Below are 12861 nucleotides of genomic sequence, written 5' to 3' on the forward strand. Positions count from 1 at the left end.
CGGCAGGGGTCCTACCAGCCCCGCTCGCGCCATTCCGCCAGGTGAGGGCGTTCGGCGCCGAGAACCGTGTCATCGCCGTGGCCGGGATAGACGACCGTGGAGTCGTCGTACACGTCGAACACGCGGGTCGTGACGTCATCGAGTAGCCGGGTGAAATCGCCCTTCTGCCACGTCTTCCCGACGCCGCCCGGGAACAGGCAGTCGCCGGTGAACAGCTGGGTGACCCCGCCCGTCGCCGGGCCGTCGAGGGCGAGCGCGACCGAGCCGGGCGTGTGTCCGCGCAGGTGGATCACCTTGAACTGCAGCTCGCCGATCTGGACGGTGTCACCGTGCGCCAGCAAACGGTCCGGTTTGACCGGCAGCGGCTCGGCGTCGATCTCGTGGGCGGCGGTCGGCGCCCCGGTGGCCGCGGCCACGGCCTCGAGCGCCTGCCAGTGGTCGAAGTGCTGATGGCTGGTCACGATCAGCGACACCTTGGGCGCGTTCCGCCGGATCAGGCCGATGAGGGTGTCCGCGTCGTTGGCGGCGTCGATCAACAACGTTTCGCCGGTGGCGGAACACGTCACCAGATACGCGTTGTTGTCCATGGGGCCCACCGACGCCTTTAGGATCGTGGCGCCGGGTAGGGTCCGGCGGGCCGCGGTGCCGGGGTCGACGTGTCCGGTGTAGTCGTCGCTCGGCTCGACAGCGGACTGGCCTGAGGCGGTCATAGCGGCCACGTTACTGGTCGAACGTTGCTTGTCGGTATGGGCACATAGCATGGAATGCGCCGTGCGCATCAACGGCTGCAATACGCAAAAGATCCACTGAGAGAGGGCAGCGTGGCTGACCGCCTGATCGTCAAGGGCGCCCGCGAACACAACCTGCGGGGCGTCGACCTCGACCTGCCGCGTGACGCGCTGATCGTCTTCACCGGCCTGTCGGGGTCGGGTAAATCGTCGCTGGCGTTCGACACGATTTTCGCCGAGGGGCAGCGCCGTTACGTGGAGTCGCTGTCGGCCTACGCCCGCCAGTTCCTGGGCCAGATGGACAAGCCGGACGTCGACTTCATCGAGGGCCTGTCCCCGGCGGTGTCCATCGACCAGAAGTCGACCAACCGCAACCCGCGCTCGACCGTCGGGACCATCACCGAGGTGTACGACTACCTCCGGCTGCTCTACGCGCGCGCCGGAACGCCGCACTGCCCCGTCTGCGGCGAGCGGATCGCCCGCCAGACGCCGCAGCAAATCGTCGACCAGGTGCTGGCCATGCCCGAAGGCACCCGATTCCTGGTGCTCGCCCCGGTGGTGCGCACCCGCAAGGGCGAGTTCGCGGACCTGTTCGAGAAGCTGAACGCGCAGGGCTACAGCCGGGTGCGGGTCGACGGCGTGGTGCACCCGCTGACCGACCCGCCCAAGCTGAAGAAGCAGGAGAAGCACGACATCGAGGTGGTGGTGGACCGCCTCACCGTCAAGGCCAGCGCCAAGCAGCGGCTCACGGATTCGGTCGAGACCGCGCTGAACCTGGCCGACGGCATCGTCGTGCTGGAATTCGTCGACCACGAACACGACGCCCACAACCGCGAGCAGCGGTTCTCCGAGAAGCTGGCCTGCCCCAACGGGCACGCGCTGGCGGTCGACGACCTGGAGCCGCGCTCGTTCTCGTTCAACTCGCCCTACGGCGCCTGCCCCGAGTGCACCGGCCTGGGCATCCGCAAGGAGGTCGACCCCGACCTGGTGGTGCCCGATCCCGAGCGCACGCTGGCCGAGGGCGCGGTGGCGCCGTGGTCGACGGGCCACACCGCGGAGTACTTCACCCGGATGATGGCCGGGCTCGGCGACGAGCTGGGCTTCGACGTCGACACGCCGTGGCGCAAGCTGCCGGCCAAGGCCCGCAAGGCGATCCTCGAGGGATCCGACCACCAGGTGCACGTGCGCTACCGCAACCGCTATGGCCGAACCCGTTCGTACTACGCCGATTTCGAGGGCGTGCTGGCGTTCCTGCAGCGCAAGATGGCCCAGACCGAGTCCGAGCAGATGAAGGAACGCTACGAGGGCTTCATGCGCGACGTGCCCTGCCCGGAGTGCGAGGGGACCCGGCTCAGGCCGGAGATCCTGGCCGTGACGCTGGCCGCCGGGGGCAGGGGCGCCAAGTCGATCGCCGAGGTGTCCGAGCTGTCGATCTCGGACTGCTCGGACTTCCTCAACGCGCTCACCCTGGGGCCGCGCGAGCAGGCGATCGCCGGGCAGGTGCTCAAGGAGATCCAGTCGCGGCTGGGCTTTCTGCTCGACGTGGGGCTGGACTATCTGTCGTTGTCGCGCGCGGCGGCGACGCTGTCCGGCGGTGAGGCCCAACGCATCCGGCTGGCCACCCAGATCGGGTCCGGCCTGGTGGGCGTGCTCTATGTGCTCGACGAGCCGTCGATCGGGCTGCACCAGCGCGACAACCGGCGGCTCATCGAAACCCTTACGCGGCTAAGGGATTTGGGTAACACGCTGATCGTCGTCGAACACGACGAGGACACCATCGCCCATGCCGACTGGATCGTCGACATCGGTCCGCGGGCCGGTGAACACGGCGGCGAGATCGTGCACAGCGGGACCTACAGCGAGCTGCTGGCCAACAAGGACTCGATCACCGGCGCCTTCCTGTCGGGCAAGGAATCCATCGCGATGCCCGCGATCCGGCGTGCGATAGACCGCAAGCGCCAGCTCACCGTCGTCGGCGCCCGCGAGCACAACCTGCGCGGCATCGACGTCTCGTTCCCGCTCGGTGTGCTCACCTCGGTCACCGGGGTGTCCGGCTCCGGGAAGTCGACGCTGGTCAACGACATCCTGGCCACGGTGCTGGCCAACCGGCTCAACGGAGCCCGGCTGGTCCCGGGGCGGCACACCCGGGTGACGGGTCTGGACCACCTGGACAAGCTGGTGCGGGTGGACCAGTCGCCGATCGGTCGCACGCCGCGGTCCAACCCGGCCACCTACACCGGGGTGTTCGACAAGATCCGCACCCTGTTCGCGGCCACCACGGAGGCGAAAGTCCGTGGCTACCAACCGGGCCGGTTCTCGTTCAACGTCAAGGGCGGCCGCTGCGAGGCGTGCACGGGTGACGGCACCATCAAGATCGAGATGAACTTCCTGCCCGACGTGTACGTGCCGTGCGAGGTCTGCCACGGCGCGCGCTACAACCGCGAAACCCTCGAGGTGCACTACAAGGGCAAGACCATCTCCGAAGTGCTGGACATGTCGATCGAGGAGGCGGCGGGGTTCTTCGAGCCGATCACCGGCATTCACCGCTATCTGCGCACGCTCGTCGACGTCGGCCTGGGTTACGTCCGGCTGGGCCAGCCCGCCCCGACGCTGTCCGGGGGTGAGGCGCAGCGCGTCAAGCTGGCCGCGGAGTTGCAGAAGCGGTCGACGGGGCGGACCATCTACATCCTCGACGAGCCCACCACCGGACTGCATTTCGACGACATCCGCAAGCTGCTGAGCGTCATCAACGGCCTTGTCGACAAGGGCAATACGGTGATCGTGATCGAGCACAACCTGGACGTCATCAAGACGTCGGACTGGATCGTCGACATGGGGCCCGAGGGTGGCGCCGAGGGCGGAACCGTTGTCGCCGAGGGCACCCCGGAGGACATCGCCGCGGTGCCGGAGAGCTACACCGGGAAATTCCTCGCCGAGGTCATCGGCCGCGCCGCCCCGCCGCAGCGGTCCAACCGGCGGCGCAAAGTCACCGCCTGACCGGTCGTCAGCCGGGGATCTTGGTCGCCATCTGGTTTGCGATCAGCCTGGCCTCGTTGATGATCCTGGGTCCGCAGACGTTGACGTCGAGGACCACGTTGGACACCGCCAACAGGACGTGCTGGCACACCACCGGGCTGTTGGCCAGCGTGTGCTGCAGGGCGATATCGGGCGGATTGCCGCTGATCTGCCCGAAGGTCCATTGGATTGGTGCTTTGTCGCCGGTCTGCGTCACGGTTTTCCCGCCGCAGTCCCGCCACTGCGGCCACTGACCGTTCACGAACCCCCGGGCCTGGTCGGCGGACGCGAAGATCACCGCGCCCTGGACCACGACGTAGCCGGGGTTGCTCTGCGGCTTCTTCATCAGCTGGGCGAGCATTGCGGTGTAGCCGCTGCTCTTGTACGTGCGGGTTTGGAAACCGATGAACGCTCCGACGCATTTGTCGTCGGACAGCGTGCTGTTGGGGTCGGGGTCCGTCATCTCGGTCGTGCTGCCGTCGACGATGATGCCGGTGGTGCCGACCAGCGTGTTGACCTGGTCGACCGGAAGCAGCAGCGAATTCAGTTGTGCGGGAGCCACTGTGGGGGCGGCGCTGCTGGTCACTGCGCTCGAGGTGGGTGCCGCGATTGTCGTGCTGGTGGTGGGGCCCCCGGGCTGCGTGGCCCCCGACTTGTCGACGGCCAACCACACCCCGGTGCCCGCGATGACCGCGACGACGACCGCGAGCGCGCCGATGACCAGCCCCAGCCTGCGCTTGGGCGGCACCACCGGGGGCGCCCACGGCGCGGCGGGCGGAGCGGCGAACCACGTCGGATGGGGCGGTGCCGGCTCGGGCCGAAACTGCTCCACGCGCGCCGGCGGCGCGAAATACCGGCTGTGCTGGATCAATTCGGTCGCCTGGCGTTGGTCGGGCGTGCTCAGCGCGCGCAGGGCCGCTTTCGCGAGATCGCCCGCCGTGACGTAGCGGTCGTTGGGATCCTTGGCCATGCCGCGCGCGATGACCTCGTCGAACGCCGCCGGGACGGCGGGATTGCGTTGGCTGGGGCGCGGGATGGGCTCGACCAGGTGGGCGGCCATCAGCGCGCTCAGGCTGGTGGTCTGAAAAGGTCTTGTGCCCGTGAGGCATTCGAAAAGAAGGCAGGCCAGAGCGTAGATGTCGACGCGGTAGGTGGTCTCGTCGTCGCCGAATCGCTCCGGGGCCATGTAGTTCCAGCTGCCGATGGCGGCGCCGGTCTTGGTCAGCCGCTGGTCGGTGGCCGCGGCGGCGATGCCGAAGTCCACCAGATAGGCGAAGTCGCCCTCGGTGAGCAGGATGTTCTCGGGCTTGATGTCACGGTGAATGACGCCGGCGCGGTGCGCGGCGTCCAGGGCGGAAGCAACCTGTTCGACAATCGCGACCGCGCGCGGGGGTGGCAGCGGCCCGGATCGGCCGAGCACGGTGCCCACGTCGCGCCCCTCGATGAGGCGCATGTCGATGAACACCTGACCGTCGAGCTCGCCGAAATCGTGGATCGGGACGATGTGCGGTTCCTGCAGTCGGCCCGCGGTCCGCGCTTCGCGTTGCATGCGCCGGCGGAAGACGTCGTCGGAGCTGACCTGTTCGGACACCAGCTTGAGCGCCACCACGCGATCCTTGACGGTGTCGTAGGCCTCGTAGACCTCGCCCATTCCGCCGCGGCCCAGCAGTCGCCGCAGCCGGTAGGGCCCAAACTGGCTCCCTATCCGCGAATTCGGCTGCGTTTCACTCATCGACGTCCCCCCGGCGCTGCGCGACTTCCCTAGCCCTCGTCCGTACGCATCGACGCGCGAATCTGGGCCAACCGCTCGGCGGCGGCGCGCTCGCGCTCGTCGTATTGCTCGGCGACGGAACGGCCCTCGGGGGACTCGGCGTCCAGCTCCGCGTCGCCCAGAGACGTCGCGTAGCGATTTTCGATCTTCTCGCGCACGGACTCGAAGGTCGGTACGCCGGCGCTGTCATACCCGGGGTCGGGCGGGGTGCTGCCGGGCGTTTCCGGTTCGTCGGGCATGGTCGTTACGCTACTGAACCCCGGCGTGGTCCCGCCGCTCCCGTTCCCGATACCGGACCATCTGTTCCCAGTACACCAGTGTCAGCGCCATCTGCACCGCGACGGCGGCCGCGGCGGGCAGCGCACGACGCCGCCCGGCGGCGACGACGGCCCCCAGCGCGGCCACCGACGTCAGCGCGCTGACCACCAGGGCCCCGTCCCGGGGCCGGCGGCTGATCCACATCTCCTCGCCCAGCATCGCCCGGGTCGACCAGGCCCGCTCGTGCGCCGGCTTGCCGAAGACGAACGGGTTGACCGCCATCCACGACGCAATCCACGCCGCATGGCTCCAGCGCCGCGTCCAGGGGGGCACCAGGATCAGCGGGGTGCTCGCCCAGCGGGTCCAGGCGCTCCACGGATTGCAGTGCCGCGCAAAGATCGCACGCCGAAGCCGTGCAACCGACGGCACCCGCGCCTACCGCCTGGCGGGGGAATGGTCGGCCGGTACGACGACCGGGGTGGGGGGCGCGGGCGGTGCGGCGCCGGGCAACGAAGTCCGCGGAATTCCCGGCGTGCCCAGCCGGCCCGCCAGCCATGGCAACGCTGTGGCGAAGACGCGGTCCGCGAACTGCCAATCGTGCCTGCCGGGCTGCGCCAGCACCGCGCAGTCGATCCCGTTGGCGCGCCCCACCGCACACAGCGAATAGGCGGCCGCCGTCTGGTTACCGGGATCGGCGGCCGCCTCCCGGCTGGCGAGGTGGATCGCCCCGATGTCGGTGCCGCCCACCTCGCGGCGTGCCGCCGGCGAGCCGTCGGAGGAGATCGCGAACCAGCCGGCCACGTCGCCGTAGGGGCCGTGCCGGCCGATCACCGTGGTCGGGTCGAATGCCGCCCATGCGTCGGCGTTTCCGCCGAACAGCCGGGCGATGGTTTGGGCCTTGTTGCCGGCGTTCGGGTAGAAGTCGCCGGCGACGTCGACGAACGCGCTGAACATGTCGGGGTGCATGACGGTCAGGTCGACGGCGCAGGTTCCCCCCATCGACCAGCCGGCGACGCCCCAGTGGGTCCGATCGGGGCTGACGCCGAACTTGGACACCATGTAAGGCACCACGTCCTTGGTCAGATGGTCCGCGGCGTTACCGCGGACGCCGTTGACGCATTCGGTGTCGTTGTTGAAGGCCCCGCCGGAGTCGACGAACACCAGCACCGGCGCCTTGCCGCCGTGGGTGGCGGCGAAGTCGTCAATCGTCTTGACGGCGTTGCCCGCCCGCGTCCAGTCGGCGGGGGTGTTGAACTGGCCGCCGATCATCATCACTGTGGGCAGCGCCGGCGGCGGGCTGCTGGTGAACCATTCGGGCGGCAGGTAAACCAGTTCGCCGCGGTGTTTGAAGTGCGATGCGTCGGAAGGGATCACGACGGGAACCACGCTGCCGTGCGCCGGTCGCGCCCGTTTGGCGGCCAGGGCGGTGACGGTGGCCGGGTCGGTTTGATCCGGCAGGGGACCGGAGGTGAGCTGGTTCCACGCCGCCTGCACGGTGGGGAAGTAGCCCACCCACAGGTTGAGCACCAGCGCGGCGCACAGGGCGCACAGCGGCACGGCCAGCAGCCCGGCCCCGCGGCGCCAGCCGCGGGCGCCGCGCCACCCCAGGATCAGGACCGCGGCCGCCATGCCGGTCAGCGTGATCCACACCCACAGCGCGGCCGGCGCGGGATCGTCGGACAGGCCGCGGTCGACGATGTACCAGTGCGTCAGGTAGGCGGCGGCGGCACCGGCCAGCGCGGCCGTCGGCAACCACACCGTCCGCCACCGGCGCGACCGCCAGCCGACGGCCAGCGTCAGGACCACCGCGGTCACCACCTGGATCGTGGTGGGCACCCAGCCGTGCATCAGCGACGTGTGACTACTTGCCAGCAACTGCGTCATGGCTGTGGTCGTCGGCGCAATCACGGCATTCATTGTGATCCATTGTTAACCGGCCTGGAACATATTCACCGAATGTTCGCAATGGGACCGGCCGCCTGTCCCGCGGCCGGCTAGTGCGGCTTGGCCAGCGGAAACGGCAGGGTTTCGCGGATGCTGCGGCCGGTTATGAGCATGACGAGCCGATCGATGCCCATGCCGAGCCCGCCGGTGGGCGGCATCGCATATTCCATGGCTTGCAGGAAATCCTCGTCGAGCTCCATCGCCTCGGGATCCCCGCCGGCGGCCAACAGGGACTGCTCCTGCAGTCGGCGCCGCTGCTCCACCGGGTCGGTCAGCTCGCTGTACGCGGTGCCCAGCTCGATTCCCCACGCCACCAGGTCCCACCGCTCGGCGACGCCGTGCCTGCTGCGGTGCGGCCGGGTCAGCGGCGAGACGGAGGTGGGGAAGTCGATGTAGAAGGTCGGCCGGTCGGTCCGGTCCTCGACCAGGTGCTCGTAGAGCTCCAGCACCACGGCGCCGGCGTCCCACTGCGCCCGATACGGAATGTGTGCGGCGTCGGCCAGTTTGCGCAAGACGGACAACGGGGTGTCCGGATCGACGTGTTCCCCGAGGGCTTCGGACACCGCGTCGTGCACGGTCTTGACCGGCCAGTCGCCGGAGATGTCGACCGGTTGCAGGCGGCCGCCGGCGCCGTCAGCGGGCCGCAGCACGCTCTGCTCCCCGTGGGCGGCCTGCGCGGCGTTTTGGATGAGCTCCCGGCAGCCGTCGATCCAGACCGTGTAGTCGGCGTGCGCCTGGTAGGCCTCCAGCAGGGTGAACTCCGGGTTGTGGCTGAAGTCGACACCCTCGTTGCGGAAGGCCCGGCCCAGCTCGAACACCCGCTCGACGCCGCCGACGCACAACCGCTTCAGGTACAGCTCGGGCGCGATGCGCAGGAACAGGTCCATGTCGTAGGTGTTGATGTGGGTGACGAACGGCCGGGCGGTGGCACCACCGTGGATCTGCTGCAGGATCGGCGTCTCGACCTCGATGAAACCCTTGGCGAACAAGGTCTCCCGCACGGAGCGCAGGACGCTGCTGCGCGCCGTGATCAGCTCGCGCGACTCGGGGTTGACCGCCAGGTCGACGTAACGGGTCCGCACCCGCGCCTCCGGGTCGGTGAGGCCCTTCCACTTGTTCGGCATCGGCCGCAGGCACTTACCGATCATCCGCCAGTCGTGCACGATCAATGAGCGGGTGCCGTTCTTGGAAAATCCCATGTGCCCGGTCATTTCGACGAGGTCGCCGAGGTCGATCGCCGCGGTGAAATCCGCGGTGCGCCCACGCTCCAGGCGCGAATTGTCCAGCAGCGCCTGCAATTCGCCCGACCAGTCCCGCAGCTGGGCGAACAACACCCCGCCGTAGTCGCGTATCCGCAGGATCCGGCCCGACACGGAGACGGTTTCCTGATCGTCGGCTTCCAGCGCGCGGGCGACGGTGTGGCTGGGCGGAGACCCCACCGGGTAGGCGTCAATGCCCTTGCGGCGCAGTACCTTCAGCTTGGCCAGGCGCACCCGCACCTGCTCGGGCAGGCGGGCTCTGGACTCTTCCAGCTCCGCGTCGTCGCGTCGCTGCTGCAACTCGCTGACGTCGGGCGCCGAGCCGTCGTGGTGCAGCAGGCCCGACTCCACCAGCCTGGACGGCACCGCGGGGTGATGACCGGTGTGCACCCGGTCGCGCCGGGTGAACGGCAGCACCAGGAAGCCCTCCGCGATCACCGAGGCGACGCCGACCCGGGGAATCAGGCGCGCATCCTCGTAGCAGGCGTAGCGCGGAACCCATTCGGGTTGGTACTTCATGTTCGAGCGGTACAGCGTCTCCAGCTGCCACCACCGCGAGAAGAACAGCAACAGCCCTCGCCACAACCGGGCGACCGGTCCGGCGCCCAGCTGGGCGCCCTGTTCGAACGCCGAGCGGAACATCGCGAAGTTCAGCGAAATGCGGCTGATGCCAAGGGTTTCGGCGGTCAGGGCGAGCTCGCTGACCATGAGCTCGATGGTGCCGTTGGGGGACTGCGGGGAGCGGCGCATCAAATCCAGGGAAACGCCGGTGGTTCCCCACGGAACCAGCGACAGCATCGCCGCGACCGCGCCGTCGCGGTCCAACGCCTCGACCAGCAGGCAATCGCCGTCCGCCGGGTCGCCGAGCCGGCCCAGCGCCATCGAGAAGCCGCGCTCGGTCTGGGTGTCGCGCCAGGCGTCGGCGCGGGTGATGGTCTCGGCCATCTCCTCGGCCGAGATGTCGCGGTGCCGCCGGATGCGTACGGTCAGCCCGGCCCGGCGGGCCCGCGTCACGGCCTGGCGCACCCCGCGCATGTCGGGGCCGGACAGGCGGAAGTCGGCGGTTCGCAGAATCGCCTCGTCGCCAAGCTCGAGCGCGTTGAGCCCGGCTTCCCGGTATACCCGCGCCCCCTGTGTGCTGGCGCCCATGACGCCCGGCGCCCAGCCGTAGCTCTGGCACAACCCCAGCCAGGCGTCGATGGCCTGGGGCCAGGCCCGCGGGTCGCCGATCGGGTCGCCGCTGGCCAGGCAGACCCCGACTTCGACGCGGTAGGTGATGGCGGCGCGACCGCTCTGTGCGAACACCACCGACTTGTCGCGGCGGGTCGCGAAGTAACCGAGCGAGTCGTTCTTGCCGTACAGCTCGAGGAGCCCACGGATGGCGGACTCGTCCTCACCGGTCAGCGCGTTCTCCGCGCGCTGGGACTGGAAGAGCACGATGGTCGCCAGGATCAGCGCCAGCGCGCCGAAGAGGCCGAAGATCGCGTTGAGGAAGACGTGCGGCTTGCCGGTGAACAGGTCCGGGTCGGCCAGGGCGAACCCGACGACCCGGTTGGCCACGTAGGGCAGGCGGTCCGGGCGGGCCAGCGTTCCGGGCCACAACTCCACCATTCCCCAGGACAACAGGATTCCGACCACGTCCCCGGCGACCAGCACCGCGGCCGCCTTGACCAGGGCGCCCTTGCGGACCTTCGCCCAGAACTCCCGGTAGGACAGCACCAGCAGGACGATCGCGACGATGTGCACCGCGAACCCGAGGTTTTCCCCGAAGGTTTCGGCCGCTGTGTTGTCGCCCGCGGCCATGTCGGCGACGTTCAACCCCGCGGCGAGGATCATCTGGCCCAGTAACACCAGCCAGGCAATCCGTTTCCGGGCGCTCAGGGCCCCCGCCAGCAACGCCAGCACGAAGGACCAGGCGATGCTCGTGTCGGGGAAGTTGAACAGGTAGTCGTTGATGAACTCGCGCGGGACCTTGATCATCCACCGGATCGCGGGGGACACGCTGGCCAGCAGCGACACCGTGGCGATGACGCCCACGATCCACCCGGCCGCCGCCGGCACCCAGCGATACCGGGAATGCGACCGGCCGCGGGGTCCCGAACGGGACCCCGACCGTGATGAAGCGAGTGTCACAGACCGCGAGGATATGCCCTCAGTCCGTGAAAAGCTTGACGAAGCGCTAAGAGCGGCCGGCAAGATTCGTCCGGTTGCGGACGGGTGCCGATGCTCGCCGGGCGCGAGGCCGGAGGCGAAGTACGAACTGCCGCCCCGTGGCTGCTAAACTAGCGTTCGCGACCATCCCGGCGAAGGCCAGGAACAGTTAAGTGGAGCCCCACTCCCACCGCGAGCCACGAGATTCTTCAAGGCTTTGCGGTCCGGTCACAGGCATCGCGCATGTCTGTTCCGCGAGCGACGCGGGCGGCTTGACCACTGGCAAGCCGCGATCGGTCGGCATTGGGCCCTGCTATTGCAGGGCTTTTCTGCTGGTGGTGTGGTGTTTCCGCCGCTGAATCCGACTCGGACCCAGGCCCCGGCCGCCGATGCGAGATACATACAAGCCCAACAAGGGAGGCCCCATCAGCACTGAGACCCGCGTCAACGAGCGCATCCGCGTACCTGAAGTCAGATTGATCGGACCTGGGGGAGAGCAGGTAGGCATAGTGCGCATCGAAGACGCACTGCGCGTCGCTGCGGACGCCGATCTCGACCTTGTCGAAGTCGCCCCCAATGCCAGACCCCCCGTCTGCAAGATCATGGACTACGGCAAGTTCAAATACGAGGCGGCGCAAAAGGCGCGCGAATCCCGCCGCAACCAGCAGCAGACCGTCGTCAAAGAGCAAAAGCTGCGACCGAAGATCGACGATCACGATTACGAGACCAAGAAGGGTCACGTGATCCGCTTTCTGGAGGCGGGTTCGAAGGTGAAGGTCACCATCATGTTCCGCGGACGTGAGCAGTCGCGGCCCGAGCTGGGCTACCGCCTGTTACAGCGGCTGGGCGCGGACGTCGCCGAATACGGCTTCGTGGAAACGTCCGCCAAGCAGGACGGCCGCAACATGACGATGGTGCTGGCCCCGCACCGCGGCGCGAAGACCCGTGCCAGGGCGCGGCACCCCGAAGGCCCCGGCGAGGGGGCGGCGCCGGACGCCGATGCGGCCGTCGACACCAACCCTTCGCCCAACTGACCCGGCACGACACGGAAGAACTCGAGAGCAGAAGTAGAGGAAACATGCCCAAGGCCAAGACCCACAGCGGGGCTTCGAAGCGGTTCCGGCGCACCGGAACCGGCAAGATCGTCCGCCAGAAAGCCAACCGCCGGCACCTGTTGGAGCACAAGCCGTCGACCCGGACCCGGCGTCTGGAAGGCCGCACCACGGTGGCGGCCAACGACACCAAGCGGATCAACAAGCTGCTGAACGGCTGACCATCGCGCCGGACCCGGTGCCGGCGCCCCATCATTGACTTTTCAACGAGAGTAGGAACACCCATGGCACGCGTGAAGCGGGCGGTCAACGCCCACAAGAAGAGGCGCAGCATTCTCAAGGCCTCGAAGGGCTATCGCGGCCAGCGATCGCGGCTCTACCGCAAAGCCAAAGAGCAGCAGCTGCATTCGCTCAACTACGCCTACCGCGATCGCCGCGCGCGTAAGGGCGAGTTCCGGAAACTGTGGATCTCGCGGATCAACGCGGCCGCGCGCGCCAACGACATCACCTACAACCGGCTGATCCAGGGCCTCAAGGCCGCGGGCGTCGAGGTGGACCGCAAGAACCTCGCCGACATCGCGATCACCGACCCCGCGGCGTTCACGGCGCTGGTCGACGTCGCGCGGGCCGCGCTGCCCGAGGACGTCAACGCGCCGTCGGATTCCGGAGAGGCCGCCTAGCCC

10 protein-coding genes are annotated in these 12861 nt (G+C 68.7%); 4 read left to right on the plus strand and 6 right to left on the minus strand.

All coding sequences use genetic code 11. The features are described 5' to 3' along the window. Positions 1-11: 11 nt before the first annotated feature. On the minus strand, positions 12-710 hold the full coding sequence (locus G6N51_RS02030; protein WP_083171937.1) for an MBL fold metallo-hydrolase: 699 nt from the start codon (positions 708-710) through the stop codon (positions 12-14). A 111-nt stretch (positions 711-821) separates the two neighbouring features. Here G6N51_RS02030 and uvrA point away from each other — a divergent pair, with 111 nt between their 5' ends. Continuing rightward, the gene (gene uvrA / locus G6N51_RS02035) at positions 822-3725 is read left to right on the plus strand and encodes an excinuclease ABC subunit UvrA (RefSeq protein WP_083171969.1); all 2904 of its coding nucleotides are present in this window, start codon (positions 822-824) and stop codon (positions 3723-3725) included. Positions 3726-3732: 7 nt separating this feature from the next. On the opposite strand, the gene G6N51_RS02040 is transcribed toward uvrA, so the two are convergent. The 5 genes from G6N51_RS02040 to lysX form a co-directional block, all read right to left on the minus strand. Next, the gene (locus G6N51_RS02040; RefSeq protein WP_083171938.1) at positions 3733-5475 is read right to left on the minus strand and encodes a serine/threonine-protein kinase PknH/PknJ; all 1743 of its coding nucleotides are present in this window, start codon (positions 5473-5475) and stop codon (positions 3733-3735) included. Between the two features lie 29 nt (positions 5476-5504). Then, complete coding sequence (locus tag G6N51_RS02045) at positions 5505-5753, minus strand: PspA/IM30 family protein (RefSeq protein ID WP_083171939.1); 249 nt, start codon at positions 5751-5753, stop codon at positions 5505-5507. A 10-nt stretch (positions 5754-5763) separates the two neighbouring features. Next, positions 5764-6201, minus strand: a complete 438-nt coding sequence (locus G6N51_RS02050; RefSeq protein ID WP_174814282.1) for a DUF6653 family protein — start codon at positions 6199-6201, stop codon at positions 5764-5766. Positions 6202-6207: 6 nt separating this feature from the next. Next, a complete protein-coding gene (locus G6N51_RS02055; protein WP_180134400.1) occupies positions 6208-7689 on the minus strand; it encodes an alpha/beta hydrolase in 1482 nt (493 codons plus the stop codon). Positions 7690-7766: 77 nt separating this feature from the next. Further along, the gene (lysX, locus tag G6N51_RS02060) at positions 7767-11123 is read right to left on the minus strand and encodes a bifunctional lysylphosphatidylglycerol synthetase/lysine--tRNA ligase LysX (protein WP_372510386.1); all 3357 of its coding nucleotides are present in this window, start codon (positions 11121-11123) and stop codon (positions 7767-7769) included. A 428-nt stretch (positions 11124-11551) separates the two neighbouring features. Between lysX and infC the strand changes: the two genes are divergently transcribed. The 3 genes from infC (at position 11552) to rplT (ending at position 12858) form a co-directional block, all read left to right on the plus strand. Then, entirely contained in the window at positions 11552-12160 is a 609-nt protein-coding gene (infC, locus tag G6N51_RS02065) for a translation initiation factor IF-3 (protein ID WP_232078510.1), read from the plus strand. 44 nt (positions 12161-12204) lie between these two features. Then, positions 12205-12399, plus strand: coding sequence for a 50S ribosomal protein L35 (gene rpmI, locus G6N51_RS02070; RefSeq protein ID WP_083171942.1), 195 nt, complete (start codon positions 12205-12207; stop codon positions 12397-12399). Positions 12400-12462: 63 nt separating this feature from the next. After that, entirely contained in the window at positions 12463-12858 is a 396-nt protein-coding gene (gene rplT, locus G6N51_RS02075) for a 50S ribosomal protein L20 (RefSeq protein WP_046184507.1), read from the plus strand. The last annotated feature ends 3 nt before the right edge of the window (positions 12859-12861 follow it).

This window comes from Mycobacterium paraseoulense (assembly GCF_010731655.1).
Classification (GTDB): domain Bacteria; phylum Actinomycetota; class Actinomycetes; order Mycobacteriales; family Mycobacteriaceae; genus Mycobacterium; species Mycobacterium paraseoulense.

Excerpts from the sequence above, each read along its gene's own strand:
- G6N51_RS02030 (WP_083171937.1), bottom strand. The coding sequence starts at position 710 with ATGACCGCCTCAGGCCAGTCCGCTGTCGAGCCGAGCGACGACTACACC.
- G6N51_RS02040 (WP_083171938.1), bottom strand. The coding sequence starts at position 5,475 with ATGAGTGAAACGCAGCCGAATTCGCGGATAGGGAGCCAGTTTGGGCCC.
- G6N51_RS02045 (WP_083171939.1), bottom strand. The coding sequence starts at position 5,753 with ATGCCCGACGAACCGGAAACGCCCGGCAGCACCCCGCCCGACCCCGGG.
- G6N51_RS02055 (WP_180134400.1), bottom strand. The coding sequence starts at position 7,689 with ATGAATGCCGTGATTGCGCCGACGACCACAGCCATGACGCAGTTGCTG.
- rpmI (WP_083171942.1), top strand. The coding sequence starts at position 12,205 with ATGCCCAAGGCCAAGACCCACAGCGGGGCTTCGAAGCGGTTCCGGCGC.
- rplT (WP_046184507.1), top strand. The coding sequence starts at position 12,463 with ATGGCACGCGTGAAGCGGGCGGTCAACGCCCACAAGAAGAGGCGCAGC.